We start from the raw sequence: 26,320 nt of genomic DNA, 5'->3' as shown, positions 1-26,320 counted from the left end.
ACTTGTTACGTGCCCGCGCACAATTCCTTGTGAATGGAGAACCCTATGAGTGTCACAATTAGAGAAATTGCCCAGCAAGCTGGTGTGTCCAGAGGCACCGTTGATCGTGTGCTGAATGGAAGATCAGGTGTAAAACCTGAAATTAGGGAACGTATTCTTGCGATTGCAGATAGGCTGCAGTATGTGCCCAATGTGGCTGCAAAGGCGCTCGCTTACAATAGAAAACCGATTCAAATAGGTATCGTAATGCCCCCGAAAGATATTTCATTCTTTGATGACATCCGCAAGGGGATTCATGCTGCAGAGGATGAGTTGAAAGGGCTTGGCATTTGCTTAGAGTATGCGTATATCAATAATCAACTGCCAGATGAGGGTGCGAGAGCCATTCATACGCTGATTGCGAACGGTGCAAGCGGCATTCTATTCTCAGCTATTGATGATGAGGCTAATCGAGCAAGCATAGATCGAGCGATTGAACAAGGCATTCCAGTCGTTACGTTTAATTCTGATGTGGAGAACTCGAAGCGGAGCTGTTTCGTGGGTCAGGATCTGGGAAAAAGCGGAGAAATTGCTGCAGGATTGATGACCCGTATGTTCACAGGCAAAGCCAAGGTGTTAGTCATTGTAGCCAATATGAAATTCCATGCGCATCGCATGCGTGTTCGGTATTTTAAAGAGAAATTAATCCAGAGTGAAATTGAGATTGTTGATGTCATTGAAGGATATGATCGCTACGAAGATACTTTTCGCAAGCTGAATGAGTCACTGAAGATGTATCCTGATTTGGATGGCATATATATGGCAACAGGTCATGCAGGGGCATGTATCGATGCGGTGAAATTGGTAGGAAAGGGTGGTCAGATCCGGATCGTGTGCAATGATTTGATGCCTGAAGTTGAGCAAGGATTGCGAGAGGGTTTGATTGATTTTACTATTATGCAAAATCCGATTCAGCAAGGTTACCGCTCCCTGCGAATATTGTACGATCTTATATTCAATGGGAAGAAACCTGACCATGAACTTCAGTATACCGATACGAGTATTATGATCGCGGAGAGCCTCTAACTAGAACTGAAAGGGTGCTGTACAATGAATCGATATGTTGTGAACAAGGTTCAGGAGTTGGGTTATACGTTGTTTGAACTCGTGGATACTCATGAGAATGGAAGCGCGATGATAACCCCTGACTTTGGCGCTAATTTACTTTCCTATTCGTACAAGGAGATTCCTATCATTGTACCACCAAACAGTTTGCAGGTCTTTATCGAACAGACAAGTGCACATACCATGTATGGGACGCCTATTTTATTTCCACCGAATCGCATTCTGGAAGGGACGTTTACATTTGGTGGTAGGCATTACCGGCTTCCGCTCAATGAGCCGCCTCATCATCATTTGCACGGTGAAATGTCACATAAAGCTTGGAAAGTAGTAGATGTCGGCGCTTCTGATGAGAAGGGGGCGTACGTAAGCTGTCAATTCGACTTTGCGGAGCACCCAGAGATTATGGCTTATTTTCCTCATCCGCTGCTTTTTACGGTGAGACATAACGTGTTTGACGGTCATTTGAAGACCCAGCTAACCGTTGAAAATAAAGGTGGAGAGGTGGCACCCTTTGCTCTGGGGTTGCATCCGTATTTTGCGACACCACCCGCGGGGGAGGGTTGTTACTTGACCGTTCCAGCAGCTGAAGAATGGCCAGTCACCAACTTGGCTTTCGTGAAAGGGTATCCCGGAGATACCGCATTCTGCGAAAGATTGTCCCAAGGTATACCTCTGGACACCTATCCTAAGCTAGGTTGCTCCTTGTTGACGCTGAACGGAGATCGAACGTGCCGCTTTGATATGAAGGAAGCCGGTTATCGCATTGCCTATCAGATTGATCCGAAATTTCCGTTCGTCGTCTTATTTAAACCAGATTGGACAGATGCATTCTCAATTGAACCTTACACATATGTGACGGATGCGTTTAATCTCCCTTATCCGCCTGAGCTGACAGGAGCAAGGGGAATTGAAGCGCAAGAAGTGATTCAATTATCGACAGAAATCTGGTTGGAGAAGATTTAGGTTGTAACGTAAAAAAAAGGAGCTCTTTCACCAAGTGAAAGGCTCCTTTTCACATGTAGCCGGTTCCTTATAGAGGTGGCTTTTTACCTTCATTTTCGATTAAATGGTCATGTTCGCCTTCCTCCATGATATTCCGGGTTGAGTTGCGGAACTCACGAAGGGTATCGCCGAATGCACGACCTAGCTGCGGCAGCTTGGAAGGTCCGAAGACAATTAAAGCGATGGCTAGGATTAAGATTAATCCTGATACTCCAATATTGTTGAACATGGTGTTCATCCTCTTTTCTTTTATTCTTCAATTAGGTTCAATTTCGCAACACGCTGCATAGCTCGCCATTGCCAGCCTGCAACCAATACACTGATTTCAAACAGGAGAATTAATGGTACAGTGACCGACAGGTGTGAAATCATATCAGGCGGCGAGATGCACGAGCCGGTGATGGTGAGCGCGATATAGGCGTATTTCCTGGACATTTTCAGAATCTGAGGCGTTAAGAGCCCTATTTTTGTTAAAAACAGGAGAACCACAGGCAGCTCAAATGCGATTGCCATCGGAATGACAATTTGAAACAGGAATGCAAAATATCGATCAATCCCATACGTCTCAACGGCGCCAATCGATTGATTCATTCGGATCATAAAACGCATCATCATGGGGAATACGACCCAATAACTGAACGACACCCCGATGATGAATAGCGCAAAAGCGACGGGTATGTAAGGAAGCGCGTTCCTAGATTCGGTTTCAGTAAGCCCTGGCTTCACGAATACCCACGCTTGGTAGAGAACGACAGGCACCGTAAATAAAGCGGCGAATAGAAACGCGCATTTCATATAAATCATCAGCCCATCCGTGAACGAAAACACATTCCATTTGATTTCTCCGATCAATGGCTGTGACTTCAAATACAGAAGGATATCAGACGAGAGGTACAAGCCTACACACAGCGTGACGATGAACCAGGCGAACACGATGAGCAATCGCTTGCGAACTTCTGTCAAATGTAAGATCCAATCTTCTTGCTCCATGTCATTCCTCCTTCATCATGAAACCTGTGGCTGCCCACATTAAACGACACTTCCACCTTGTTTCAAATATTTCGCAATGCCGTCCACAGCGCGATAAGCCAGAGCGCCAACCGTACCTGTTGGATTATAACCACTGTTATGAGCGAACGCCGATGCGCCTACGACGAACACATTTTCAGCATCCCACATTTGCAAATACGAGTTAACCGCGGAGGTGGAGGGGTCTGCCCCCATGATTACACCGCCAGTATTGTGGGTCGATTGATACGGAACGATATTGTACGCTGCTAACGTATCCGATGACCCGATGGTCGATGGGTTCATTTCTTTCATAATTTCTGCCGCTTTACCAGCAACGAATTTGATCATTTGTCGATCCTGCTCTTCAAAATCGAAGGTAATCCGAGGCAGTGGCAACCCATAGGCATCCTTATAAGTCGGATCCAAATCCACATAATGATGTTGCCATGGCATGCTGCTACCCTGCGGTGAGACAGACAAAACACTGTTCGCATATTTCAGTGACTTTTGCTTAAAATCTTTCCCCCAGGCTGGTGTGCCTTTGGGAACGGAGTTATTTGCAATCGGACGTTGGCCGGTTTGGGAAATCCGAATACCAGCACCATGGATGAAATTCAGATTCGTATGGTCAAAATTATCCCCGTTGAAATCAGGAATTTCCATGCCGAGGGAACCAGCCCCGGCGTATAAATTGAACTGTTTTTCATCGAAGAAGCCTGTTGCATTTCCGCCGTTCGTTTGGTAACAGTAATTTTTACCGATAACCCCTTTACCTGTAGCAGGATCGTAAGGTTTACCCAATTTGGAAGTGAGGAGAAGCTTAACGTTGTTAAATACATAGCTAGCCATGATGACGACATCCGCAGGCTGCTCGAATTGCTCTCCTGTGACTGTATTTACGTAAACAACGCCACTTGCTTTTTTGCCATCATTCAGCACCTGAATCACATTGGAGTAAGAGCGAAGCTCGAAATTACCTGATTTCTGCGCAATGGGGAGTGCTGTCACGATCACATCTGCTTTTGCACCGTATTCACAACCAAAGCGCTCACAATAACCGCAATATTGGCAGGCAGCACGTGTAATGCCATCTGGGTTCGTATACTGCTCCGATAAGTTTGCTGAAGGCATCATATACGGATGATACCCGAGCTTTTTGGTCGCATCCTCGAACAATTTCAGGACGGGTGTTTTCACCATCGGTTTGGTAGGAAAAGGAGCTGAACGCTTGCCAACTAGTGGATTCTGCTCGGCATCACCCGAAATGCCAGCCAATTTCTCGAATTTATCAAAATAAGGCTCTAACGTGTCATACGTGATGCCCCAATCCTGGATAGACATCCCTTCAGGGATTTTTTGCTTCCCGTAGCGTTCAACCGTTTTACTGTAAATCTCGAAGTCGTACGGGAGAAAACGATAGGTTTGTCCATTCCAATGCACGCTTGCACCGCCTAGGCCTTCTCCCAGCAGGAAGGAGCCGTACTCACGCATCGGCACTGCCGCCATCTTCTCCGTATTGCGGAATGTGACCGTTTCTTTGGATAAATCCTGCATGAGATCATAACGAGAAGCATAACGCAGCTCATCATGCACCATATAGTAATCTGCTGTGCTGCGCGGCTTTCCACGCTCCAACCCAACAACTTTGACACCTTGCTTCGTTAATTCTGCTGCGATAATTCCCCCAACCCATCCCATGCCCACAATGACAACGGGTACTTTCGGCATTTTAGTAGCCATCAATGTATTCCTTCCTTCGTGAGATAAGTTCCTTAATGAACGAAATGATCGTGCAAACTGCGTGGCTCCATGGCAACGAATTGATCTTTGTCGATCATATTCGTATAGGTCATCTGGTTGCCAGGATACTTCCGCATTTTCCATCCAGCCATATTCTTATTCCCGCCGTATAAGGGATCAGAGTAGACGCCTTCCATAACGAGTACGCGAAATTGATTGAAAAAGGTTTTACCTGTAATCCCATTTACGACACTGATTTCACCTTTTTCCATGGAGGCTAGAATCGCATCTTGTTCTTCAGGTGTAATATCTACGAAGCCTTTCGTATACTTGGTCTTGGCCGTTTCTTCAAGGCTATTAAGCCCCATTGTAATGAGTTCATGGCGTTGAATGCTGAGGTAATCCCCTTGTGTGACTTCACCTTTCACAAACGGTCCCATCCGATAGGTACGGGCATTCACACCCCATGGACTGGCAAGCTGATGGTCAATGTAGAAGGCAGCGCCAAGCTCTGCAGCTCCAGGTCCGCTATCGTCTTTAGGGAAAATACGCTCAGCTGCGGCTTCGGCGATCTGCAGTTGGGATTGATTGAAGAACATCGGCGCTTGATTATAATCAGCTGTGACTTGTGGTTTAGGACTTGTTGAAGGTGAGGGAGAGGTTTGGGTTGCATCTTTCTTAAACCCTCCCGAAACTGCGCTTCCAATGACGCCACCAACCACCACGCCACCTATGGCAGTTCCGGTGTACTTGAGAAAACGGCGACGTGAGTGATCAGGCGTATGATTATGCGTGTTTTTGTCAGCCAACTTGTCATACCTCCATGGAATTTTATGTACTTCTGGGTAGTTATGGATATGTTGAGCTGTAAGCGTATTTCCTATGCATGATTTGCATGAAAATATGGAAACGTGGGTAATGTATTGGTAGGTTTCCGTTTTCTAACCATGTTTTGAATCTAGGAATGTGAGGAGAAGCATACTCATGAACAGAAAGATTGTATTACTCACCCTTTTGCTTGCTGGAGCCTTATCGGCATGCGGAAAGAGTGAAACGACACCTAGTCCAAGTGCAGGCACATCAACAGCACCAACAGCATCAGCAAGTACTGGAACAACCACCAAGGCTGATGCGCAGACGGTATTTAAAGCCAATTGTGTCAGCTGTCATGGTGCCAATCTGGAGGGCTTAGTCGGGCCGAATCTTCAGAAGGTTGGCGGAAAGCACTCGAAAGAACAACTCACCGCGATTATCGCGAACGGGAAGGGTGCAATGCCTGCTTTTAAAGGAAAGCTATCCGATGATGAAATTAATTCGTTATCGACATGGCTTGCAGACAAAAAATAGTCAGGAATGAACCCGCCCTTCGCTGATCACGCAAGGCGGGATTTTTCTTTTGCAGCGATCCAGCCATTCATTTTGTGCCATTATAGGCATAAGATAATGAAGTCGTTTGAAATATTCCGGAAAAAGTTGCTTCCTTTTGATCATGATGTAATAGGGAGATGAACCAGATGAAGGGCAAAGATCGGTGGAATGATCTCTTTGAGTTGGCGATGTATGTACTGGCAGGAGGTTGCTTTGTTTACTTTCTAGTTAAAGGCAACGGGGCGAAAATGTTCCAAGCGGTGCTCATTGTGGCTGTACTTCAACTCATTCGACTTCTTGTTAAATGGACGAAGACGACCATGTTCACCTCGCTTCGTTTCTGTGTGCTGTTATTTATCTTCGTCACGATGTTCCTTGCGAATGAATTCGGCTATTATGGTGTCATCCCTTATTTGGATAAAATAGAGCATCTATTCTCAGGCGTGATCCTTTGCTTCATCGGTTTATTGATTTATAGCAAAGCTTCGAATCATCAAGAGGGGGCAGAACACCCTTCATCGCATGTTGCGGTGTGGCTTTGTTTGTTCTTTTCGATCGCGATGGCGGGAGTTTGGGAGATTTATGAGTTCGCGACGGACCATCTCTTTGGGCTAAATTCACAGAATGGAAGCCTGCTCGATACGATGACAGACATCATTTGTGGAACATCAGGGGCGATTGTGACGGCTTGTTATTTGGCTGTGAAGGCGAGGAAACGGGCTCTACCGTTGGTGGATATCAAATAATATTAGCTGCCCGTGCCTTGTCATTTCTCCTAGTTTGTGGCACTATTAGCACTATTGAATGGAGGAATTAACATCATGGAAGAGTTGCCGAAATGCCCGAAATGCGAATCTGCCTATACGTATGAAGATGGCGATTTACTGGTGTGCCCAGAATGCGCGCATGAGTGGTCGTCATCAGTAAGCGAAGATGAGAACGGCGATGATCAGAAAGTGATCAAAGACGCGAATGGTAATGTGCTAAAAGATGGTGATTCAGTTACGGTCATCAAAGATTTGAAAGTTAAAGGGACTTCATCCGTTATCAAAATTGGTACTAAAGTGAAAAATATTCGCCTAGTCGATGGCGATCATGATATTGATTGTAAAATCGATGATTTCGGAGCAATGAAATTAAAGTCGGAGTTTGTTAAAAAGATTTAAGAGGGGATCCGTGCGATGCGCGGGTCTTTTTCTATGTATAGGGGATAGTTTGCCTTCGTGAGACTCATCCTAAATGGAGAAGGAAAGATAAGGGTGATCAACAGAGGAGGAGATCCGTTGCAACTATTTCACCTTAGTTACATTCTATTGTTTAGCGCAGTGCTCGCGGCAGGGACGATCGGAGTGGCGTGGTTTGTATTTCATAAACGAAAAAGGAAAGCTCGCTAACGTTTATATGTGAAGATTGCCCGCTGGTGCTGATGAAGCGCTTGCGGGCTTTTTGTATGGATTGCTTCCCATCAAGCAAAGGGAATAGGAAGCTTTTCGCGAATACCTTAGTTATGGAGGGGATAACTGTGAAACTATACGAACGATCATTAAAATCTCAGATTGCTACTGTTGGCGTTTTTTTCTTCTTATCCTTAGTACAACTCATCATTAATATAGGAGACCATCGCCCTATTAGCTTTGTTGTTATTTTTAGTTTTTGTCTTGGTGTTTTTCTCATCCTAGGGGTCATTATTAGTATAGATCTCTTCCAAAATGACGCCGAGAAAATAGCAGCTAAGGTTGAATTTATCGAAGAATATCGGATTCATATTCGAAAACCAAATGGAAAATTAATGAAGTTGCGTGTAAAAGCAACAGAATATGAACAATTTCGTAGCGGTCAATCAGTCGAATTACTGGTCGCTAAAAGGACGAATGCTTTGCTAGCAATCCACAGTTTGGATGATGAACTTGAGGAAGGCTCTGGAGCAGACAGGATCAAAATGGAGGAATTATGAAACGATTACGAAAGCTTGTCAAAAGTAAATTTGTTTGGGCTCTGCTCATTCTCATTGTCTTCATCTACGTGAATAACACATCATTGCTTGCCAAAGAACGGCGCGGGGATCCGTTTCTGATGGCCCACCGCGGACTCTCGCAAACGTTCCACACGGAGGACTTGAAGAACGATACGTGTACGGCGGAACGAATCTTTGAGCCGGAACATCCGTATTTGGAGAATACGATTCCTTCCATGCAAGCTGCATTTGACGCTGGTGCGGATGAGGTTGAATTCGATATTCATATAACCAAAGATGATCAGTTTGCCGTATTTCATGATTGGACGCTAGACTGTCGGACGAATGTCAAAGGGCAATCGAAAGACTACACCATGGCTGAACTGAAAAAGGTGGATATTGGCTATGGTTACACGGCTGACAATGGGAAATCATATCCATTTCGAGGGAAAGGCATTGGATTGATGCCCTCGTTACAAGAAGTGCTCACACAATTTTCGGACAAAATGCTCCTCATTCATATTAAAACCAATGATCCCCGTGAAGGTAACTTGTTGGTAGATATATTGGCTAAGCTTTCCCCGGAACGGAGGAGCCAGTTGACCATATATGGCGGTAATTTACCTGTATCTATTGTGAAGGAAAATATGCCAGATATGCGCGTCATTTCTGTCGATTCGATGAAGAGCTGCTTGCTCCCGTACCTTGCTTATGGATGGACAGGCATTATACCTGCCTCATGTGAACATATACAGATTCATATTCCTGATAAATTGGCACCGCTGCTCTGGGGATGGCCGAATAAGTTTCTAAACCGAATGGATCAAGTGGATACGAGAGTGATCGTAGTTGGTGGAAATGGCACGGAGTTTTCAACTGGGTTTGATACGCCAACGGATTTGGAACGGCTTCCTGCATCGTATACTGGAGGAATATGGACGAATCGGATTGATCTTATTGCACCTCTATATAAGTGAAACAAAGAAGGCACCTGCTAGTAGAAAAATCTACAAGTAGGTTGCCTTCTTTATTTGTCTTCTTATTCGGTATCATTTTGTTACTTATAGAATGTGGATTGAAAGGGGGTCAGCGCTGCAATGACCGCATCACGAAATACATCACTTCGTGTAATTCGACCATTTGTAAATAAACCATAAGCGCCTTCCTTGTGATTACTCCCGATTGTACTGCTCAGTTCATCAATGATATGACGCAGCTCAGTCCCGCCTTGTAATAACTTCTCGCCAATCTCATGGGGGATTGGGAAATAAAGCCCTTTGCCGACGTAAAGCTGAGTGCCATCCCAAGCGGCACAAACAGAGAACAGATACCATTGCTTCGTATGGACGCTATCATAGGTGAGCCCTCCTTCGAGTCCAAGACCAAAGTCTGCTTCTGGCACGGCTATACGTACATTTTTGGCCCGCGTGATCGCACCAAGAATCGTTTCATCTTCTGTCATTGGCTGGTCAGATACACCAGAAGGAACAGCGTGACAAATCGGTTCTATCCCCGTAGCCGCCTCCACCGCGGCTCGCTTTGCTTGATTGCTCGTGCCTAATGCGAATCTTACTTCTTTCTCAAACATAGGTTATCACCTAACTTCCCTAGTGTGGATCAATGACATTATTTTGTTCTAGTATATCATGTTTTCATTTTTATTAAGATTGGTGGCGAGTTGTGCTTCTTCCTCCTAGTTTTAAATGTGTGCAAAGTTGGGCATATTTGTTAAAAACACATGTTGAAGAAGGGGACAATGGTGGTGCAAGCATGGGAAATATTCTACTTATTACATGGTATATCCTTACCATCATCACCTTTTTCGTTATAAAACGAAGGCTACAATTGTTCGAGACGATCTTCTGTTGGTTAATTGTAGTTTTTTTGCATGATGTCTACTTTATGATTATTACTTTAAATTATCATTTACTGATTCCTTCACAAAGGTTGCCTGATATCATCCTAAGAATCGTAAATCAGCAGATTATAACTCCGATTTTTGTCATTTGGGCCATGGACCAGTGTGTAAAAAAGCGTAGTTTGTTGCATAAACTTGTCTATATCATCATTTTTTCAATCATGCTCATGGTGCTAAAAACTTGTAATCACTATTTAGGAATTGTGCAGTACTCGTCGCAGTGGAAACCATCTTGGTCGTACTTGGAAAGTATCTTGCTCCTTATTTGTATAGGGATTGCCCTAATGTTGTACCGTACGGTTATGCGAAAGGAAGGTATTCCATTTGAGTCACCTTGATGTGTTAATACAACGGAATACGTTATTTACTATGGTCTGCCTCGTTCTCAGTTATGGTTTCATGTGGTTCCTGCCAAGTAACATGCCAAAAACCGTGAGTATCATCATGATGCTATTTAGCCTTGATACTGCCAAGAGTTTGGATACGACACTTGCCGTACCACCGTTCGACCTCTATAACACGAATATTTATCCGTATTTTGATTTCGCCGATATCTTAACTTGGTGTTTATATCCCGTCTTTGGTTATTTCTTTGCCTATTACTACAACAGGTTCCGTATTCGTGGGTTTATGATTCCTGTCTTTATTTTAGGTTGTTCATTAATAGGAACAGCCTATGAATATTTGAATGTTTATTTTGATGTTTTTCAGTATCGACACTGGAAATTAAGTTATTCCTTTTGCGTGTATCTCATCGTGCAGACGCTGTGCGTTCTTGTATTTACAAAGTTGAAACAGCATTGGATTGATCAAAAAACCATTCATTAAGGAGAATCAATCGAACTTGAGCTCTTTACAAGCCCAGCCCCCACGGAGACATCAAGCTTTATTAAGTATTGACGGTTTAAGCAGCCTGCGGTGGCAAGATCCGAAGATTATACTGTGGTGGTCAGCTTCCTTTCCAGGATTCGGTCATTTCCTGCTTCATCAATTTATTCGTGGATTTCTGCTGTCAGCTTGGGAAGTTACTATCAATTCACTTGCTAGAATCAATGAGGCGATCTATTATTCCTTCAGTGGGCAATCCGAATTGGCTGCACAAGTGATCGAACCAAGATGGGCATTTGCCTATGCGATCGTCTATTTATTCACAATTTGGGATAGTTATATCAAAGCGATTGATGCAAATAAGCAATATCATCTGGCTAAGCTGGAGGGAGCAAGAATAACTTCCAATCTTATTAAACCTTGGACAATTACGAATATAAGTATGAAGAGACCGGGAGCTGCTATGGTTTGTTCCTTCGTTTTTCCAGGATTAGGCCAACTATATAACAATCGACTCGCATTAGGATTCTACGGAGTTTTCTGGTGGTTTATTTATATGACTATGTCACGATCACATGAGGCGGCCTTATATCTGATACTAGGCAAATTGTCCAAATCAACAGCACTTTTAGACCCGCATTGGCTATTGTTTATGCCTTCCGTAATCGCTGGTGCCATCTATGACGCATATATGACGGCAATTGATCATAACAGACTTTTTCGTATCGAGCAGAAGCAGTATTTAACAGAAAAGTACCCTCATTTTCCAATCCAGCTGTTTGAAAAGGAGAATGCCACGCATGTTGATTATTAGTACTTTTGAGCATTCGATCGAGGTGGAAGAAGCCCTTGCCGTGCTGGAGAACATGGGTCTGCCTCGTAACGAAATCATGACGATCATGATGGATAACTATATGGAAATACCCGATCATAATTACAATTCCAATCCGAATAAGAAAACGTTGGCATTTGAGGTCGGCATGGCATCGTCTACGGCTTTAACTGTCATAGGGATTAGTGTCGGCTTCATTCTGTATTGGGGCCCTATTATTTGGGGAATTATAGCGGCAATTTGTGGATTTATTATTGGGTATTGCGTTACACGGTTCATACAAATTAAGCTGCTTAAACATGTTATTCGGAAAAAAGAGCGATTACCCGAGTTAGCTGTCATTATTCAATGCCATGAGGGACGAGTTCAAGAGGTGCAGCATGTGTTGTGGGAATACCAAGCGCTATCTGTAGGTAAAATTTAAAATAGGTACCACTTTCAAGCTTGAGACATCAAGCTTTTTTTGTGTAATTGTACAACATTTCCAATTTTCCTAACGTCAAATAGGTAGAAGGAACGGTTAGGGGGCATGAAGGTGATGAAACGAAGCATTGTTTTACTAGGAAGTGTACTCTTGTTAAGCGCATGTGCAGATGAGAAATACGACGTCGATAAAGCGACTGCGAGAGGAGAAGTCATCAATATTCACGGAAGAATCATCAATGGTGATCGATTCGATCAATTTTTGAAAAACATGGAAGGCCATGTGGAGAGTCAAATTCGGGTTACGCAAATGACAATAGAAGGGGATCCCGTTTATTATGATCTGGCTTCCAATAAAGATAAGATTTCTTATGTGTTTAATAATAAAGAGGATAAACATGGGGATGGCAAACGCCTGAAAACAGAATGTACAGGTATTAGTTCAGCGAAAGTTGAATCGGGTATCTCGTACACATTGGAAGGTTGTCTAGATGCCTCGATTGGGCAAACGTTTAGTTTTCAAAGAAGGAGGCTACTAGATTGATATCTAATAGCCTCTTTTCTCATATACATGTGTATGCTTATTTCATTGCAGCTAATTCATAATCAAACCACGTTCGCATTTCACCTGTCGATAAGTTCTCAATCGTATTGTTGCGATGCTTAATGAAAACGTTTCTATTCTTATCCAAATAATAGTCGCCGAAAACATAATCGGATAAACGTTTTGTTTCTAATTTCGTATTCAGCGTATACAGTCCAGCCGTATCTTGCACAGCATAATCCTTATTCGAAATACCACGAAGTACGATATAAAGACTTCCATCACTGGCTGCAGGATTAGGCAAGGAAAGATTAGTTATACCTAAAGCCAAGACATCCAATTCATGAAGCTTTTCATTTACCATCTGAACAGTACCATCTTGCTTTAGCAACCCAACGCGAGCACTGCCTGGAATAAAGTCCTTTCGACTAGGTAATTTGTCAGAGGCAATCCATACAGTACCATCAGGGTTGGGGATGACACGATCAATCTTTTGATTGAAGTCAAGGAGTCGCGTCACGGTCCCTTTTTGAATAAGAAACGTATAGGTCGTACCATAATTTGGACCAATAGCAGCAATAGGCAAGGTTAAATTAATGGACAAGATGATCCGTTGATCACCTGCTGGAAATGCTGTGTACGTATGGACAGGCGCTCCCCAGGCTCCCGATTCCCATACATCGGAGTCTGTTAGTGTATATACTTTTACATTACCATAGTATAAATCGCGATCTTTACGCACCAACTCTATTGGTTGACCAGCTAATGAGTGTGGAGACGCAGAAAGGCCTTTAATGAATTGATCTTGTTCTTTATTGTCTTTCCATTCGATCTGATAGTTGCTTTTATCCATCTTAAGCATGGATTTTGCAGGGTCCGCGGAAAGCAGGGAGTAGAAATATAACGAACTATCATCGTCGCCGATGATGGCATATATGGCATTTTGCCCGCCAACTAGCGATAGTCCTTCCTCATCACTCCATTGGATGTCAATTTGAAGCAGATCATGAATGAATCGCCAAGTGAGCGGCATATAAGTTACATCTTGATACGTTAGAAAAGGGTAGGGCTCTGTTTTATTATTGATTTCTATTTGATTTATCGTGATGGGCACATCGGAAACTTGGACAAAGTAACTACTTGCATTACTTTTGGTTGTAAGATCCTGTTCTAGTGGAGTCTGATGAATCGGCGGAGGGAAGTTTCGATTTGACCAAATTTGTAATCCATCGGACTCGCTCCAGTTGTATTCAATGCCTAGCGTTTGGAAATTATTCCACGTCATGGGTAAGTAAGTGATGTCTTTATATAATAAAAACGGGTATTTGCTGTGAGCGATATCCATGTTTTGTCCATTAATTTGAATTGAAAAATAGGGCAGAGACGCCTTCACAGACACACTTGCGGAAGCCTCCATGGGAAGTAGCGCCAACAACCAGCACATCAATCCGAGTATGACCAACGAGCATTTTATGGCAAATTTTTTCAAAATAATCACCCTTTTCTAAGTTAGTATTGCTACTGATTAGACGCAGGTTGATGGGAAAAGTTGTATGTTTGAAGGTGGAAGTATCCAGATCTTATTTCAGCTGGTAAATTTTGAGTCATGATCTCACTGAGAACCCATGTTACAATCGGTGAGATCCATTACGGGTCCAAAACTTAGAAGGCCGAAGCTTTTTTGAAGCACGGGGGAACCAATCTTTGGGGTGAAGTCGCGTTATGCGCGGCCGGGTGATTACTCTTTGATCCGAATCCGACAGCTAACCTCGCAGGCCGCAAAAAGGAGAGGTTTTAATTGAAGCGTTTCAAAAAGCTTGTCGTTACAGGTGCTTTAGGTTTAAGTGTCCTTATGGGCGCGAACGCAGCGTTTGCTGCAACGGGAACTCATACGGTAGCAGGTAATGATACCTTGTGGTTAATCTCTAAGAAATATGGCGTCAGCCTGACTTCGCTGATCAAAGCGAATCCACAAGTAGCCAATCCGAACGTGATTTGGTCGGGGATGAAACTCAATATTCCTGGAAGCACGGGTACAACGGTTGTGACTAAACCGTCGGTTACGCCAATACCGACAGTAACTCCGACACAATCCACATTTGCGAGCCAAGTGGTTACCTTGGTCAACCAGGAGCGAACGAAGGCGGGATTGAAACCTTTGACCAGCAACAACGCACTTACTGCCATGGCGCTGGACAAAGCGAAGGATATGTACAATAAGGGATATTTCGATCATACATCGCCAACGTACGGTTCACCTTTTGAAATGATGAGCTCCTATGGCATTCATTACTCCTACGCGGGTGAAAATATTGCCAAAGGACAGCAATCCCCTGAAGCCGTTATGACAGCATGGATGAACAGTACTGGTCACCGTCAAAACATTCTAAGCCCAAACTTCACCCAAATCGGCGTCGCCTATTATAACGGTGAGTGGGTGCAGGAATTCATTAGTAACTAATTTATTATCGTGGATTGTGACAGTCTCCCTTGGGGAGGCTGTCTTTTTTATTTCTTAACGAAGGAGAAAGGTTGCGTATGTCGAATTGGAAATCAGTTACAGATTGGGTTTTTAAGAAAAAATGGAGTCCAGTGACTTGGAAAGATAAAGGAGTAGTGTCGTAGTGACAAGAATTAAAAGAATGACATTTTGGATAGTTACTGGTTTCTTTTATATCTGTTTGTTTTTACTTTATTGGATTTTCCTCACCGCAGATACGGCCTTATATGTAGGTAAATTAGTTAGTCAGATGGGCATAGTGTCAACCCAATCATTCGTTATTTTCTATTTCATTGTCGGAACAATACTCACTATTGCATTCTGTATTTTAAATGTTTGGGCATATCGCAAGAAACGAGTATTCTTCTGGTTATTGTTTATTTTACATGCTTATTATTTATATAAACTATATAGTATCGTCACAGATCCGAACCCAATTAGAACCATTTAAAAAGCTTGAAAATAAATTCCCAAGAGGTGCATCCAGTGATTAAGATACGCACACAAATCGAAATTAAAGCATCTATAGATGTTTGCTTTGACATGGCATCGAATATTGATATCCATACACAGACTGTTTGGCCACACACCAAGGAACGAGCGATAGCTGGAACTACCACTGGCATGATTCGTGATGGGGATACGGTTACTTTTGAGGCAAGACATTTCTTAATTAGGCAAAAGCACACGTCACTCATATCGAATTATGTGCGACCTAATCGTTTTGTCGATGAAATGTTGCAGGGGACATTCAAAAGTATGAGGCATGAACACGAGTTTATTGATTTAGGGGACAGAACGTTGATGAAAGATACGTTAAGTTTTGAAGCCCCGCTGGGTTGGATCGGCTGGATCGTTGAGAGGGTTGTATTGAGAAGATATATGATGCGATTTTTGAACTATCGGAATGAGCAGTTGAAGATTTTGGCTGAAAAGCATGCAAAGGATTAGTAGAGGGAGCAACCACAGGAGCAGCAACAGGAGAGAAAACAGGAGTGACCACAGGAGTAACAACGGAGGAAAGCCATTGAGATTCTATATAGCATCTAGTTTCAAGAACATTGATAATGTTCGAAATGTCGCTCAGCAATTGAATTCGAATGGATTTACTCAAACTTACGATTGGACGACACATACAGATGTCGATTCACTTCAAGTCCTTGCGGCGATCGGTGCCAAAGAGAAAGAAGCCGTGTTGCGTGCAGACCTATTCATCATCATGCTGCCAGCCGGGAAGGGAAGCCATGTCGAGTTGGGCCTCGCTCTCGGAGCAGGGAAGACGATATTTATGTATTTCGCAACCGACGAGATAAATGATATGGAAAAAACGAGTACGTTTTATCAACTGCCAGAGGTACATAAAATCATTGGAACGATTGATGATCTGGTTGGAGGGATCAAGCAAAGTAGCTAGTTAACTAACACGCGGGAGCCAAATTCAAGCAGTAAGGGGAACCTAGGTACGCTATTTCCGAGTAATAGGCTAGTTTTGGCAGCTAAGGGAACGTGTGTGCGCTATTTGCCCGTTTTCGTGTTTTTGTGGTGGTTTTCGAGTGAATAGCGCACTGTCGTTCCCTTTCGATACGGTTTTCGCTCGTTTTGCTGGAAATAGTGTCTCCTAGTTCCCTTGGGTTCAGAAACAGTCAAAAATGAATCGAATAACTGAAGACAGTTCTCTTAAAACCTATGTAAAGGATCAAAATCATGAATCCGAATGAATTTATAGAAACATATAATTCAACTCAAAATGAGTTTATTTATTTCAAATGGAATGGTAAGCATGCTAATGAACTGGTTGATGAGAATATACATTTTAGGAGAGAGTTAATTAAATACATAGAGTCAATTGATTTCAACAATATACCAGGCGAACTTTTGAGGGATTTAATAGTGGCTGAGTCCCAGTATGCAAAAGAAGCATGGGGAATCTATCGGTATTATTATCTAATGGTTGAAAAATTACTTAATCAAACAGGGTATCAGTACTTGGATGATATAGTTATCTCAGGATCTTTATGCTTTGATACCTATTGTTCAACTCTGAGGGCTAACCCTTCCGAGTTAGATTTCGATGTGTTCATCACTGAAATCAATAAGAGGAAAGAAATTTCGCAAAATGAACTCATGCTTAAAGCATATGATATCGGGATTGCTATGTATACTGGTTATATGTCGAGACAAAGCCATATAAATGACGAATCGGACATAGGTTTTAGAAATACTAAAACCAGTATTCTCTTAAAACTCAAGAAAAATCTCGCGAAGTATTTTAAAAGTTAGAGGAGTTCAACCAAGTGAGCAAAAAGAGATTAAAGATACTCATTCTTAGTTTTGCAATCTTCATCATTGCTATGATCACGATAAAGCTTATTGTAGCATTCGGCGGAGATATGGTAGTTACTAGCCATAATGTGTCGACTTTTACTAGTAAATCAAATGTGAATGGCAACATTAAACTTACTATCGGCACGCTAAAAGGAACGTATGAGGTTCATGATTTTACTATTAAAACCGATGGGAAAATTGATATTCCATACGTATCAACGGTTGAATCCGGGACAGTAACCCTTCGAGTAATGAAATCGAATCTCATACAATGGGAGAAAGTAGTATCTCCATCAAGTACTGGACTTATCGAGTTTGAGGGTGTAAAGGGGAGCTATTCGATTCAACTTGCCACAGATGAAGCGAAGAAAATAAGTGTGAAGCTCCAAATGAAATAGCTGCAATCAATCAGTTGATGTACAATACAAATTAACCGAAAAACGGAAGTCAATGACGCAACCCTTCGTCATTGACTTCCGTTTTCAATTAAAAGTCGCCTCAAACCGCTCCTTAAACGTTTGGAACATCCACAGATTCACTTCCCACAAATCCGCTACGGGTTGCTGCGTGTAAGGCAGTACCTGCAAATACGGCGGCGGCCCGAACTCTGGTGTGAAGGTCATCGTATCCGCTCCGGCTTCGAATCGGTGTTGACAGATCGCCAACCATAAGCCGATGAAGGTTTCCACATGCGCGGCAAATTCAGGTGCCCGCGGGTCGGATACCTGCGGACCTTCGGGGAACCCGACGCGTCCGTGAATGTGAATGGCACGGGCTAAGCTCAGCTGGACGTCCTCGTCCTGCGGACTCGGCATGCTTTCGCAGGCTGCGCACCAATGGCTGAAATCGGCGCCAATCGTAAGCGCCGGCAGCTGCTTCAACACGGCCGCCGTTTGCCACGGCGTGAAAAAAGCCCTTCCGCGATGCGTCTCATGCGCGATCGGTATCCCGATCTCTTGCTCTACACGCAGCGCCGCCTCGAAGAACCGCAGCTGCTCGTCAGCAGTCATACGATCAGCAGCGCTATGCGAATTGATCAGATCTGGCCGCAGTTCAGCTGCGCGAAGCACCTGCTCACGGAAAGATAGAATGTGATTCGGGCCCCGCGTCACCACTTGTGCGATGAACGACAAGTTCAAGTCGTCCAAATCTTTTCGAAACTGACGATCATCCTTCGCGTCGGAAGGAGGCGTGTACTCGACACCGTAATAACCGGCCTCTACGATTTGCTCTAATTTCCCTTCCCACAATCCATTCCATTCCCAAAGGGATTTATAACCTCGTATTTTCATTGTTATTACTCCTTATCCTTAATCCAAAGACATATCTATGAGTATAAGACAGGATAAGATAGTATGACTTATGGTATTTTCAGAAATACCCAACGTATTTTCACCAAGAAAGATGTCTATAGGCGGTAGGGGATAAATTCGTCCATCGTTTGAATTGTTTGCTGAATTGAGACAAATCCTTGTATCCCAATTGTTCGGCGATGTGCTCGATAGAATGAGAGGGGTCCATGAGCATGAGCTTGGCTTGACGCAGCTTGACTGTACTTAGATAATGTCGTGGCGAGACGCCATAAGCTTTGTGAAAAACTCGATTACAATGAGCAGGACTATAACCGAGCTGTTTGGCAATCAGCGTTATTCGAAAAGGTTCCTGCCCTTTGAGTAGCGTAGATGCTTGGTGTTCTATTAATTGGGCTAGCTGTGCAGCTAAGCCAGAGTCACCTGTTTGCTGATTAGAAATCACAGCCTCATCGAGTAATATCTCGCTTAACGCGGTGAAAATACGAAATGATGCATGCATCGTCTGCAACTTCAGACTCAGTCCGCTGGCGGTATTTTCTCTTGCTATTTGTGCGAGATCCATAAGAATAGGACGGAGTAAGCTCTCCATTTTGCTGCCAGACGGGTGAACGATTTGCCCGATTAGACTTAACTGCTGACGAAACCAAGGATCTGTTACCTCCAAATGCACACACACATACTCCATCATATGGCCATCGACTGCGCCTAAACTTGCATGCACTTCATTCGGAAGTATCCAAACCAGATCGCCTTGCCTTTGTACAAAATGCTTGTCGCCAACGCGCATGCGCTGAGAACCGTCAACGACAAGATTGAGCTCGAACATCGGATGTTGATGCTCGGGGAAAGACCACTGCGCGTTAACCTTGCGAAGATGCGCAGCAAAAATCCGGAAAGATGCCTGCACATCAGGCAGCATGCCGCCATGAACGACATTATCGAGACCAGCGGGCAAGGATTCTTGTTGAAAGACCTTCATAGATCAGTCTCCTTATAAAAAGCTTATGATTCATTCTTTACACTAACTATCTCACTATACTAGCATGGAATCAAATGTTTGTTTTGTCCAAATGAAAGATCGTAATGCCCATGGGTTCAGGGTTTCTCTCATTGTATAATAAGGGCAAATGACTGAGAGGAGCATCATCCTAATATGAAAAATCAATTTTTCAATGCACACCATTCACCAATTGGCGCATTTGCTAGTTTTACACTTGGATTTCCAGGCAAAAGCGGAGGCTTCGATCTCGAACAAGCGCGTCCGCCAAAGCAAAATATATATATTGGGCTAGAAACGATTCAAGGTGGCACTTATGACGCTTTGCCTTTCTTCGAGTATGTGAGCGAGGATGAAAGCCTTCGTTATGATATCGAGAATCCGGATCCAAAGCCGAATAAAAAGAAAACGGTATTCCCATTTGCACAGGATGAGATTCAACGAGATTTCAAAGTCAGCACGGACACGTGGAAAGCTGGCGATTTGGAATTCAGTCTTATATCTCCTGCACAGTCTGTACCTGATCCAGCTACAGCGAGTGATGAGGAGTTACGTCTAGCACTTGTCCCAGCCGTTCTTGCTAAGATTACTGTCGACAATACCAAAGGTACAGCATCCAGAAGAGTTTTCTTCGGGTACCAAGGAACAGATCCATACAGCGCAATGCGCAGGCTGGATGATACGATGGAAGGAGCCGCGGGAGTAGGGCAAGGCCGCATTACGGCGATTGTTTCCAAAGATCCTGATGTACGTTCAGGGCTTTACTTTAGTATCGAAGATATTTTGAAAATGAAAATTGTTGAAAACTTGACCTTCGGTCTCGGTACTGTTGGCGCTTTATTCGCGGATACGCCTGCTGGCGAGAAACGTTCGTATGAATTTGCAATTTGTTTCCATCGCGGAGGCATTGTCACTGCGGGGCGTGATGCATCCTATACGTACGCACGCTTATTCAAGAATATTGAAGCCGTTGCCGATTATGCTTTAGACAATTTCGATACGCTATCAACATTAGCTCAAAGCTCAGACGCTAACATCGTCAATTCGCGCTTGTCGGCTGATCAGAAGTTTATGCTTGCACATGCAATCCGAAGCTATAACGGAAATACACAACTGCTAGATATGGATGATGAGCCATTCTGGATCGTCAATGAAGGCGAGTATCGGATGATGAACACGTTCGATTTGACAGTTGATCAATTATTTTATGAGTTAGCTGTGAATCCTTGGACGGTTCGTAATGAACTAGATATGTTCGTGAAACGTTATAGCTATGAGGATAAGGTTAGTTTCCCAGATGATCCTACTGAATACCCGGGCGGGATTTCGTTTACGCATGATATGGGTGTAGCCAATACACTTTCTCGACCAGGATACTCCGCTTATGAGTTGTACGGTTTGGATGACTGTTTCTCCCATATGACACATGAGCAGTTGGTGAATTGGACTTTATGCGGAGCAACTTATGTGGCTCATACGGATGATCAAGCTTGGCTGCAAGCGAATCTTACGATTTTTGAGAAATGTTTAACGAGTATGCTCCATCGCGATCATCCGAATCCAGAACTTCGTAATGGGATTATGTCCTTAGATAGCAGCCGTACTATGGGCGGAGCAGAAATCACGACGTATGACAGTTTAGATGTCTCGCTGGGACAATCACGTAACAATATTTATATGGCGGGCAAATGTTGGGCGGCATACGTGGCGATGGAAACTATTTTTGCTCAAAATGGGAGAGAGGATCTAGCTCTCATCGCAAGTCAGCAAGCACTAAAAAGTGCACAAACGGTAACATCTTTCGTCACGGAAGAAGGTTACATTCCAGCTGTAGTTGGTGAAGGCAACGATTCCAAAATCATTCCAGCGATCGAAGGCTTAGTATTTCCTTACTTCACTGGCAATAAGTCTGCATTAGATGCCAATGGTCGTTACGGCTTTTATATCGAAGCTTTGAAAAAGCATTTGGACGTTGTGCTTGTTGAAGGTACCTGCCTTTTCACAGATGGTGGTTGGAAACTTTCCTCGACGAGTAACAACTCTTGGTTAAGCAAAATATATTTGTGCCAATTCGTCGCGCGTGAAATCCTGGATCTAGCTTGGGATGAAACGGGAGCTGCAGCGGATGCAGCCCATGTTGCTTGGTTGACGCACCCAACCCTGTCCATTTGGAGCTGGAGTGATCAAATCATTTCCGGAGAGATTACAGGAAGTAAGTATTACCCGCGCGGTGTTACAAGCATTTTATGGCTGCAAGAAACGAAATAATGAACTCCGAGCAACTGAAGCTATTCGCTTTGGTTGCTTTTTTGTTGGTACTATTTGTAAAATAGAAGGGATGAGCTTCGTTCGATTGGAGGTAATTGAACATATGAAAAAAGAAATCTCAGCAGGCGGAGTCGTTTACCGACAAATTGGCGATGAATGTCACATTTTACTAATCGAGGATCGCTATCGGAAACTGGCTTTTGCAAAAGGTCGCATGGAGTTTGGGGAGACGATTGAACAGGCTGCACTTCGGGAAATTAAAGAAGAAACCAATATTGATGGCAGAATCATTCAGCCGCTCACCATCAATTATTATCAATTCGAGCACACGGCACATGGACAAGTAGAGAAGGAAACTCATTATTATCTAGTCGAAGCGCTCAGTGATGAGCTTAAAGCTCAAACAGAAGAAATTCGGGGAGTAAAGTGGCACAACGCGGCCGATGTATGGGCCGAACACAATCTGAACGGCTATGAGAATAATCGCGGAATTTTGAGAATGGCGCTTGAAATTTTGGGATTTTTAGGTGAAGAGGATGAGTTGAATGTATAATGAAAGCGTATAGATATGGTTATGTGTTGGTGACCATTTGGCTGATATGGATGTTCTATGGTTATAACAATTATAACGATGTAGACGAGAATAAAATGTATCTAATTTTAGCGATGACGGGATTGGGGCTTATTCTTTTTCCGATTTATTTCATTGGCGTTTATTTGTATGGCGTTGTGATCAGAAGAAAAACGTAGTTTAATGCGACATAGAAACAGTCGATACAATCATTGTGGACGAGATCATGTTTGAACAACTAGGGAGGCGAAACATATGAATATGAAAAACGAATTACCGCAGGTGCACTTCGAAGATCAACTTGCTTTTGAACAGTGGCTTGCGATAAATCATAACACATCACTAGGCATCCGATTGCAAATTGCAAAGAAAGGTGCTCGTGTCAAAACAGTTTCTTACGATCAAGCTCTCGAGAGCGCGTTGTGCTATGGGTGGATTGATAGCCAGAAAGAAAAAGCGGATGAGCAGATCTGGCTTCAGCGTTTCACGCCTCGCGGTGTTAGGAGCATTTGGTCCAAAGTAAATAAAGATAAAGCAGAGACGCTGATTGCAAATGGACGAATGAAACCTTCCGGCTTGAAGGCGATAGAGTCTGCCAAGAAGAATGGGCAGTGGGAGAAAGCTTATGAACCGCAAAGCCACGCCACGATCCCAGAGGATTTTGCTTTGCAATTGGAGAAGAATAGCGAGGCGAAGGCCTTCTATGATACGCTGGATCGGCAAAATAAATATGCCATTACGTTCCGAATTCATACAGCTAAGAAGCAAGAAACCCGTGTAAAACGGATCCAAGAGTTTATTTTAATGTTGGAAAATGGGGAGAAGATTTATCCGTAGACTTTGATACAGATATACAGAGAGGAATACGAACATCATGACGAAAAAACTCTATTATGTTTCTGCCTATCAACAGGAATGGCAAACGACGATCACTCAAAAGATTGAACGTGAAGATGGTCACTATGTCCTCTTGGAGGAGACTGCGTTTTATCCGCATGGCGGTGGACAACCTTGTGATGCTGGTGAAATCAACGGTATTCCCGTAATGGATGTGCTACTGGAGGAGGACGATGTTCTACATAAGCTAGAGCGCATGCCTGAAGGAACGAGCGCGACTTGCACAATAGACTGGCAACTTCGATTCGATCATATGCAGCAGCATAGTGGTCAGCATTTACTTTCCGCGGTATGCCGAGATCTGTTTGAGGCTAACACGGTGAGCTTTCATCTGGGCACGGATTACTGCACGATTGATGTGGAGACGCTCGATCTTGAACCGATGAAGTTGGCAGCGATTGAGACAGAGGTGAATCGTAAGATTTACGAGAATCGCTTGATTAGCAGCTATATTGTAACACCCGAGGAGCTAGCACAGCTGCCGCTTGTCAAACAGCCCAAGGTGACGAAGGACATTCGGATTGTTGAAATCAACGGGGTAGAGTATAACGCGTGCGGTGGTACACATGTTTCGTCAACGGGCGAAATCGGGATGATTAAGCTTTTGAAAACAGAGAAGCAAAAGGGGAACACCCGGATATATTTCCTCTGTGGCTTTCGTGCGTTGGCTGAGTTTAACGAGAATGTCAAAATTCTAGGGGCATTGTCGGGCAAATTTAATACGGGCAAAGATGAAATCATGGATCGCATTGAGAAGTGGGAGTATGAGCACAAGCTAGTTCAAACAGAGTTAGCTGGGCTGAAAGAGAAACTAGATGAGTACTTGGCTCAGGAGTTGTTGGTAGAAAGTCAGGAAATTATTGCACGTCAATTCGAAGAGAAATCATTGAAAGACATACAGAGTTTAGCGACGAAGGTTGCGTCAAAGACAGATTTGCCTATCTTGTTCCTGAGTACTTCTGAGAACAAAGTCGTATTTGCACACAGTGGCCAACATGCACAAGCTTGCGGAGCTTTTTTCAAAGCTCATCTAGGAAGCTACAACGGCAAAGGCGGCGGCAGTGATAAGCTGGCGCAAGCTGGGTTCTCCAGTAGGGAGGATGCTTTGTCCTTTTATAAGTTTGCGGTCGAGCAGTTGAGTGGAAATTAAGGAAGATCGTTTGGAAGGCGGAGGAAAGGTAATTCCATTTATTTTTTTGTGATTAAGGTTCAATAGAGAAGTTCTTAAAAAGAAAAACTTGATACTCATTATGATTAACGCTATTATAGACTCATAAAGTCTTTAATGGGGGCTTGAAAATGAAATATTCACAAGCGACCGACTACGCCCTTCATGCGATGCTCTTTTTGGTAAACTCCGAAGCTGATAAACCAGTTGGTGTGCAATTGCTTGCCGAGAAGCTAAACGTTTCACAGACTTATTTATCTAAGTTGATGACGAAGCTTGTCAAAGCAGGATTAATTCATTCTTCTTCCGGGGCTTATGGTGGGTATCGTATTAAGCATAATCGGCAGGACATCTCCTTTCTAGATATCATTCGGGCAATCGAAGGTACAGCCTCTTTGTTCGAATGCAGCTTTAATCATGGAAACGGATGTCAGATACAACAGGTTGTGATGGACGCTGAACGACAGTTGGAACAGTATCTGGCAAGTAAGAAAATCGCAGATTTGGTGAGCATGCCTATGACGGAATAGTTTCCGTCCTTTTTTCAAGGTTTATCGTAGATATCGAGAGTCTTTTAAGTCTCTAATAAGAATGATCGAAAGGAAGATGAACATGACTTATGATTGTTTAATTATCGGCGGAGGTCCTGCAGGTCTTAACGCAGCTTTGGTTTTAGGGAGAGCAAGGAAGAATGTGCTACTTATTGATGAGGGTCGGCCTCGTAACCAGGTTACTCATGAAACACATGGTTTTCTTACAAGGGACGGTATAAAGCCAAGCGAGTTTCGGCAGATTGCTATGGAACAAATTCGCGTTTATCCATCTGTCGATTTTGTGTCCGATAGGGCAGTGTCGATAACCGGAAGCGATGGCGATTTTCAAATCACGACAACTCAAGGGAAGAGATACGAGGGTAAGAAGGTACTTTTTGCAATAGGTAAAAAAGACCTTCCTTTGGAAATTACCGGTTTGACTGAGGTGTACGGTAAAAGTGCTTTTGTATGTCCATATTGCGATGGTTGGGAACTCAGAGATCAGTCACTCGTGCTTATCGTGAATGGAGCGAAGGCACTTCACCTTGCGAAAATGATCTCAGGTTGGACAAACCGTTTCACAATTTGCACGAATGGACCTGATGGGTTGTCAGATACTGAAAAAGAGGAACTCATTCAACATAACGTACCGATATATGATTCGCCGATACGTTCCATCGTATCGAATGAAGGCTTGGTCCAACATGTTGAGCTAGAGGACGGAAACCGACTCTCTTGCACGGGAATATTCTTTGGCCCGAAATTAGTGATCGGATCGGAACTCCCGCAAACAATAGGCTGTGAAATGACGGAAGCAGGAACAGTCGTGGTTGATCCTTTTGGCAAAACAAACGTTCCTGGCGTGTATAGTGCTGGAGATGCGGCTTCGGAAATGTATCAAGCTATCATGGCTGCCTCATTAGGCGCGATAGCTGGTATGAGCATAAATGGTGAACTGCTCATGGAGAATTGGCAAAAAGCGAGTTTGCAGTAAATTTGAAAAGAAAGAATGGAGATTGCCCAT

31 protein-coding genes and 1 riboswitch are annotated in these 26,320 nt (G+C 43.5%); of the genes, 23 read left to right on the top strand and 8 right to left on the bottom strand.

Translation table 11 applies throughout. The features are described from left to right. Positions 1-45 precede the first annotated feature (45 nt). Both HQN88_RS06055 and HQN88_RS06050 read left to right on the top strand, forming a co-directional pair. Positions 46-1,065, top strand: coding sequence for a LacI family DNA-binding transcriptional regulator (locus tag HQN88_RS06055; RefSeq protein ID WP_173109325.1), 1,020 nt, complete (start codon positions 46-48; stop codon positions 1,063-1,065). Between the two features lie 24 nt (positions 1,066-1,089). Beyond that, positions 1,090-2,067 carry an aldose 1-epimerase gene (locus tag HQN88_RS06050; RefSeq protein WP_173109324.1) on the top strand — a complete coding sequence of 326 codons (978 nt, stop codon included), beginning with the start codon at positions 1,090-1,092 and terminating at the stop codon, positions 2,065-2,067. Positions 2,068-2,134: 67 nt separating this feature from the next. Here HQN88_RS06050 and tatA read toward each other — a convergent pair whose 3' ends face one another. From tatA to HQN88_RS06030, 4 genes are read right to left on the bottom strand one after another with little or no spacing between them, the layout of a single operon-like run. After that, positions 2,135-2,335 carry a twin-arginine translocase TatA/TatE family subunit gene (gene tatA, locus HQN88_RS06045; RefSeq protein ID WP_171630607.1) on the bottom strand — a complete coding sequence of 67 codons (201 nt, stop codon included), beginning with the start codon at positions 2,333-2,335 and terminating at the stop codon, positions 2,135-2,137. Positions 2,336-2,355: 20 nt separating this feature from the next. Continuing rightward, on the bottom strand, positions 2,356-3,096 hold the full coding sequence (tatC, locus tag HQN88_RS06040; protein ID WP_173109323.1) for a twin-arginine translocase subunit TatC: 741 nt from the start codon (positions 3,094-3,096) through the stop codon (positions 2,356-2,358). Between the two features lie 39 nt (positions 3,097-3,135). Next, positions 3,136-4,857 (bottom strand): GMC family oxidoreductase, encoded by a 1,722-nt coding sequence (locus HQN88_RS06035; RefSeq protein WP_173109322.1) that lies wholly within the window; start codon positions 4,855-4,857, stop codon positions 3,136-3,138. A 32-nt stretch (positions 4,858-4,889) separates the two neighbouring features. Further along, the gene (locus HQN88_RS06030) at positions 4,890-5,666 is read right to left on the bottom strand and encodes a gluconate 2-dehydrogenase subunit 3 family protein (protein ID WP_173109321.1); all 777 of its coding nucleotides are present in this window, start codon (positions 5,664-5,666) and stop codon (positions 4,890-4,892) included. 175 nt (positions 5,667-5,841) lie between these two features. Between HQN88_RS06030 and HQN88_RS06025 the strand changes: the two genes are divergently transcribed. The 5 genes from HQN88_RS06025 (at position 5,842) to HQN88_RS06005 (ending at position 9,156) form a co-directional block, all read left to right on the top strand. Next, the gene (locus HQN88_RS06025; RefSeq protein ID WP_173109320.1) at positions 5,842-6,204 is read left to right on the top strand and encodes a c-type cytochrome; all 363 of its coding nucleotides are present in this window, start codon (positions 5,842-5,844) and stop codon (positions 6,202-6,204) included. 167 nt (positions 6,205-6,371) lie between these two features. Beyond that, positions 6,372-6,971, top strand: coding sequence for a DUF2238 domain-containing protein (locus HQN88_RS06020; protein ID WP_173109319.1), 600 nt, complete (start codon positions 6,372-6,374; stop codon positions 6,969-6,971). Positions 6,972-7,046: 75 nt separating this feature from the next. Further along, the gene (locus tag HQN88_RS06015; RefSeq protein WP_173109318.1) at positions 7,047-7,391 is read left to right on the top strand and encodes a zinc ribbon domain-containing protein YjdM; all 345 of its coding nucleotides are present in this window, start codon (positions 7,047-7,049) and stop codon (positions 7,389-7,391) included. 356 nt (positions 7,392-7,747) lie between these two features. Continuing rightward, on the top strand, positions 7,748-8,179 hold the full coding sequence (locus HQN88_RS06010; RefSeq protein ID WP_173109317.1) for a hypothetical protein: 432 nt from the start codon (positions 7,748-7,750) through the stop codon (positions 8,177-8,179). Next, a complete protein-coding gene (locus tag HQN88_RS06005; protein WP_173109316.1) occupies positions 8,176-9,156 on the top strand; it encodes a glycerophosphodiester phosphodiesterase family protein in 981 nt (326 codons plus the stop codon). The genes HQN88_RS06010 and HQN88_RS06005 overlap by 4 nt, the downstream gene beginning before the upstream one ends. An 80-nt stretch (positions 9,157-9,236) precedes the next feature. Here HQN88_RS06005 and HQN88_RS06000 read toward each other — a convergent pair whose 3' ends face one another. Then, positions 9,237-9,767, bottom strand: a complete 531-nt coding sequence (locus tag HQN88_RS06000) for an inosine/xanthosine triphosphatase (protein WP_173109315.1) — start codon at positions 9,765-9,767, stop codon at positions 9,237-9,239. A gap of 654 nt (positions 9,768-10,421) precedes the next feature. On the opposite strand from HQN88_RS06000, the gene HQN88_RS05995 reads away from it, so the two are divergent. The 4 genes from HQN88_RS05995 to HQN88_RS05980 all read left to right on the top strand — a co-directional run bounded on the left by HQN88_RS05995 (position 10,422) and on the right by HQN88_RS05980 (position 12,724). Then, positions 10,422-10,925, top strand: coding sequence for a hypothetical protein (locus HQN88_RS05995; RefSeq protein ID WP_173109314.1), 504 nt, complete (start codon positions 10,422-10,424; stop codon positions 10,923-10,925). A gap of 16 nt (positions 10,926-10,941) precedes the next feature. Beyond that, on the top strand, positions 10,942-11,739 hold the full coding sequence (locus HQN88_RS05990) for a hypothetical protein (RefSeq protein WP_173109313.1): 798 nt from the start codon (positions 10,942-10,944) through the stop codon (positions 11,737-11,739). Next, on the top strand, positions 11,726-12,181 hold the full coding sequence (locus HQN88_RS05985; protein WP_173109312.1) for a hypothetical protein: 456 nt from the start codon (positions 11,726-11,728) through the stop codon (positions 12,179-12,181). Before HQN88_RS05990 ends, HQN88_RS05985 begins: the two co-directional genes overlap by 14 nt. A gap of 114 nt (positions 12,182-12,295) precedes the next feature. Then, positions 12,296-12,724 carry a DUF4362 domain-containing protein gene (locus HQN88_RS05980; protein WP_246320096.1) on the top strand — a complete coding sequence of 143 codons (429 nt, stop codon included), beginning with the start codon at positions 12,296-12,298 and terminating at the stop codon, positions 12,722-12,724. 37 nt (positions 12,725-12,761) lie between these two features. On the opposite strand, the gene HQN88_RS05975 is transcribed toward HQN88_RS05980, so the two are convergent. Next, positions 12,762-14,123 (bottom strand): hypothetical protein, encoded by a 1,362-nt coding sequence (locus HQN88_RS05975; protein ID WP_274320734.1) that lies wholly within the window; start codon positions 14,121-14,123, stop codon positions 12,762-12,764. 259 nt (positions 14,124-14,382) lie between these two features. Then, a riboswitch (cyclic di-AMP (ydaO/yuaA leader) is annotated at positions 14,383-14,517 on the top strand. Positions 14,518-14,522: 5 nt separating this feature from the next. Between HQN88_RS05975 and HQN88_RS05970 the strand changes: the two genes are divergently transcribed. The 5 genes from HQN88_RS05970 to HQN88_RS05950 all read left to right on the top strand — a co-directional run bounded on the left by HQN88_RS05970 (position 14,523) and on the right by HQN88_RS05950 (position 17,947). Beyond that, positions 14,523-15,185 (top strand): CAP domain-containing protein, encoded by a 663-nt coding sequence (locus tag HQN88_RS05970; RefSeq protein ID WP_246320055.1) that lies wholly within the window; start codon positions 14,523-14,525, stop codon positions 15,183-15,185. 525 nt (positions 15,186-15,710) lie between these two features. Next, on the top strand, positions 15,711-16,175 hold the full coding sequence (locus tag HQN88_RS05965; RefSeq protein WP_173109310.1) for an SRPBCC family protein: 465 nt from the start codon (positions 15,711-15,713) through the stop codon (positions 16,173-16,175). Between the two features lie 76 nt (positions 16,176-16,251). Continuing rightward, positions 16,252-16,638, top strand: a complete 387-nt coding sequence (locus tag HQN88_RS05960) for a group-specific protein (RefSeq protein ID WP_173109309.1) — start codon at positions 16,252-16,254, stop codon at positions 16,636-16,638. A gap of 290 nt (positions 16,639-16,928) precedes the next feature. After that, positions 16,929-17,504, top strand: coding sequence for a hypothetical protein (locus tag HQN88_RS05955; RefSeq protein ID WP_173109308.1), 576 nt, complete (start codon positions 16,929-16,931; stop codon positions 17,502-17,504). Between the two features lie 14 nt (positions 17,505-17,518). Beyond that, a complete protein-coding gene (locus HQN88_RS05950; RefSeq protein ID WP_173109307.1) occupies positions 17,519-17,947 on the top strand; it encodes a hypothetical protein in 429 nt (142 codons plus the stop codon). 84 nt (positions 17,948-18,031) lie between these two features. On the opposite strand, the gene HQN88_RS05945 is transcribed toward HQN88_RS05950, so the two are convergent. Continuing rightward, complete coding sequence (locus HQN88_RS05945) at positions 18,032-18,841, bottom strand: sugar phosphate isomerase/epimerase family protein (protein ID WP_173109306.1); 810 nt, start codon at positions 18,839-18,841, stop codon at positions 18,032-18,034. A gap of 100 nt (positions 18,842-18,941) precedes the next feature. Continuing rightward, complete coding sequence (locus HQN88_RS05940; RefSeq protein ID WP_173109305.1) at positions 18,942-19,841, bottom strand: helix-turn-helix transcriptional regulator; 900 nt, start codon at positions 19,839-19,841, stop codon at positions 18,942-18,944. A 174-nt stretch (positions 19,842-20,015) separates the two neighbouring features. Between HQN88_RS05940 and HQN88_RS05935 the strand changes: the two genes are divergently transcribed. From HQN88_RS05935 to HQN88_RS05905, 7 genes are all read left to right on the top strand, one after another. After that, a complete protein-coding gene (locus HQN88_RS05935; protein ID WP_173109304.1) occupies positions 20,016-22,127 on the top strand; it encodes a glycoside hydrolase family 52 protein in 2,112 nt (703 codons plus the stop codon). A gap of 103 nt (positions 22,128-22,230) precedes the next feature. Continuing rightward, positions 22,231-22,680, top strand: a complete 450-nt coding sequence (locus HQN88_RS05930; RefSeq protein WP_173109303.1) for an NUDIX hydrolase — start codon at positions 22,231-22,233, stop codon at positions 22,678-22,680. Then, positions 22,680-22,877, top strand: a complete 198-nt coding sequence (locus HQN88_RS05925; RefSeq protein ID WP_173109302.1) for a hypothetical protein — start codon at positions 22,680-22,682, stop codon at positions 22,875-22,877. Before HQN88_RS05930 ends, HQN88_RS05925 begins: the two co-directional genes overlap by 1 nt. Positions 22,878-22,953: 76 nt before the next feature. Next, positions 22,954-23,535 carry a YdeI/OmpD-associated family protein gene (locus tag HQN88_RS05920; RefSeq protein WP_173109301.1) on the top strand — a complete coding sequence of 194 codons (582 nt, stop codon included), beginning with the start codon at positions 22,954-22,956 and terminating at the stop codon, positions 23,533-23,535. A 37-nt stretch (positions 23,536-23,572) separates the two neighbouring features. Next, complete coding sequence (locus tag HQN88_RS05915; protein WP_173109300.1) at positions 23,573-24,745, top strand: alanyl-tRNA editing protein; 1,173 nt, start codon at positions 23,573-23,575, stop codon at positions 24,743-24,745. A 149-nt stretch (positions 24,746-24,894) separates the two neighbouring features. Further along, entirely contained in the window at positions 24,895-25,293 is a 399-nt protein-coding gene (locus HQN88_RS05910) for an RrF2 family transcriptional regulator (protein ID WP_173109299.1), read from the top strand. A 76-nt stretch (positions 25,294-25,369) separates the two neighbouring features. Further along, on the top strand, positions 25,370-26,290 hold the full coding sequence (locus tag HQN88_RS05905; RefSeq protein ID WP_173109298.1) for an NAD(P)/FAD-dependent oxidoreductase: 921 nt from the start codon (positions 25,370-25,372) through the stop codon (positions 26,288-26,290). Positions 26,291-26,320 lie beyond the last annotated feature (30 nt).

The organism is Paenibacillus qinlingensis (assembly GCF_013204845.1).
Classification (GTDB): domain Bacteria; phylum Bacillota; class Bacilli; order Paenibacillales; family NBRC-103111; genus Paenibacillus_E; species Paenibacillus_E qinlingensis.
The sequence above is the reverse complement of the archived record's forward strand: the minus strand, read 5'-3'. Positions and strand labels throughout refer to the sequence as shown.

Excerpts from the sequence above, each read along its gene's own strand:
- tatC (WP_173109323.1), bottom strand. The coding sequence starts at position 3,096 with ATGGAGCAAGAAGATTGGATCTTACATTTGACAGAAGTTCGCAAGCGA.
- HQN88_RS05940 (WP_173109305.1), bottom strand. The coding sequence starts at position 19,841 with ATGAAGGTCTTTCAACAAGAATCCTTGCCCGCTGGTCTCGATAATGTC.
- HQN88_RS06000 (WP_173109315.1), bottom strand. The coding sequence starts at position 9,767 with ATGTTTGAGAAAGAAGTAAGATTCGCATTAGGCACGAGCAATCAAGCA.
- HQN88_RS06035 (WP_173109322.1), bottom strand. The coding sequence starts at position 4,857 with ATGGCTACTAAAATGCCGAAAGTACCCGTTGTCATTGTGGGCATGGGA.
- HQN88_RS06050 (WP_173109324.1), top strand. The coding sequence starts at position 1,090 with ATGAATCGATATGTTGTGAACAAGGTTCAGGAGTTGGGTTATACGTTG.
- HQN88_RS05920 (WP_173109301.1), top strand. The coding sequence starts at position 22,954 with ATGAATATGAAAAACGAATTACCGCAGGTGCACTTCGAAGATCAACTT.
- HQN88_RS05905 (WP_173109298.1), top strand. The coding sequence starts at position 25,370 with ATGAACATGACTTATGATTGTTTAATTATCGGCGGAGGTCCTGCAGGT.
- HQN88_RS05910 (WP_173109299.1), top strand. The coding sequence starts at position 24,895 with ATGAAATATTCACAAGCGACCGACTACGCCCTTCATGCGATGCTCTTT.
- HQN88_RS05935 (WP_173109304.1), top strand. The coding sequence starts at position 20,016 with ATGAAAAATCAATTTTTCAATGCACACCATTCACCAATTGGCGCATTT.
- HQN88_RS06005 (WP_173109316.1), top strand. The coding sequence starts at position 8,176 with ATGAAACGATTACGAAAGCTTGTCAAAAGTAAATTTGTTTGGGCTCTG.
- HQN88_RS05945 (WP_173109306.1), bottom strand. The coding sequence starts at position 18,841 with ATGAAAATACGAGGTTATAAATCCCTTTGGGAATGGAATGGATTGTGG.
- tatA (WP_171630607.1), bottom strand. The coding sequence starts at position 2,335 with ATGTTCAACAATATTGGAGTATCAGGATTAATCTTAATCCTAGCCATC.
- HQN88_RS05930 (WP_173109303.1), top strand. The coding sequence starts at position 22,231 with ATGAAAAAAGAAATCTCAGCAGGCGGAGTCGTTTACCGACAAATTGGC.
- HQN88_RS06055 (WP_173109325.1), top strand. The coding sequence starts at position 46 with ATGAGTGTCACAATTAGAGAAATTGCCCAGCAAGCTGGTGTGTCCAGA.
- HQN88_RS05915 (WP_173109300.1), top strand. The coding sequence starts at position 23,573 with ATGACGAAAAAACTCTATTATGTTTCTGCCTATCAACAGGAATGGCAA.
- HQN88_RS05985 (WP_173109312.1), top strand. The coding sequence starts at position 11,726 with ATGTTGATTATTAGTACTTTTGAGCATTCGATCGAGGTGGAAGAAGCC.
- HQN88_RS06015 (WP_173109318.1), top strand. The coding sequence starts at position 7,047 with ATGGAAGAGTTGCCGAAATGCCCGAAATGCGAATCTGCCTATACGTAT.
- HQN88_RS06025 (WP_173109320.1), top strand. The coding sequence starts at position 5,842 with ATGAACAGAAAGATTGTATTACTCACCCTTTTGCTTGCTGGAGCCTTA.
- HQN88_RS06020 (WP_173109319.1), top strand. The coding sequence starts at position 6,372 with ATGAAGGGCAAAGATCGGTGGAATGATCTCTTTGAGTTGGCGATGTAT.
- HQN88_RS05980 (WP_246320096.1), top strand. The coding sequence starts at position 12,296 with ATGAAACGAAGCATTGTTTTACTAGGAAGTGTACTCTTGTTAAGCGCA.
- HQN88_RS05925 (WP_173109302.1), top strand. The coding sequence starts at position 22,680 with ATGAAAGCGTATAGATATGGTTATGTGTTGGTGACCATTTGGCTGATA.
- HQN88_RS05955 (WP_173109308.1), top strand. The coding sequence starts at position 16,929 with ATGAATCCGAATGAATTTATAGAAACATATAATTCAACTCAAAATGAG.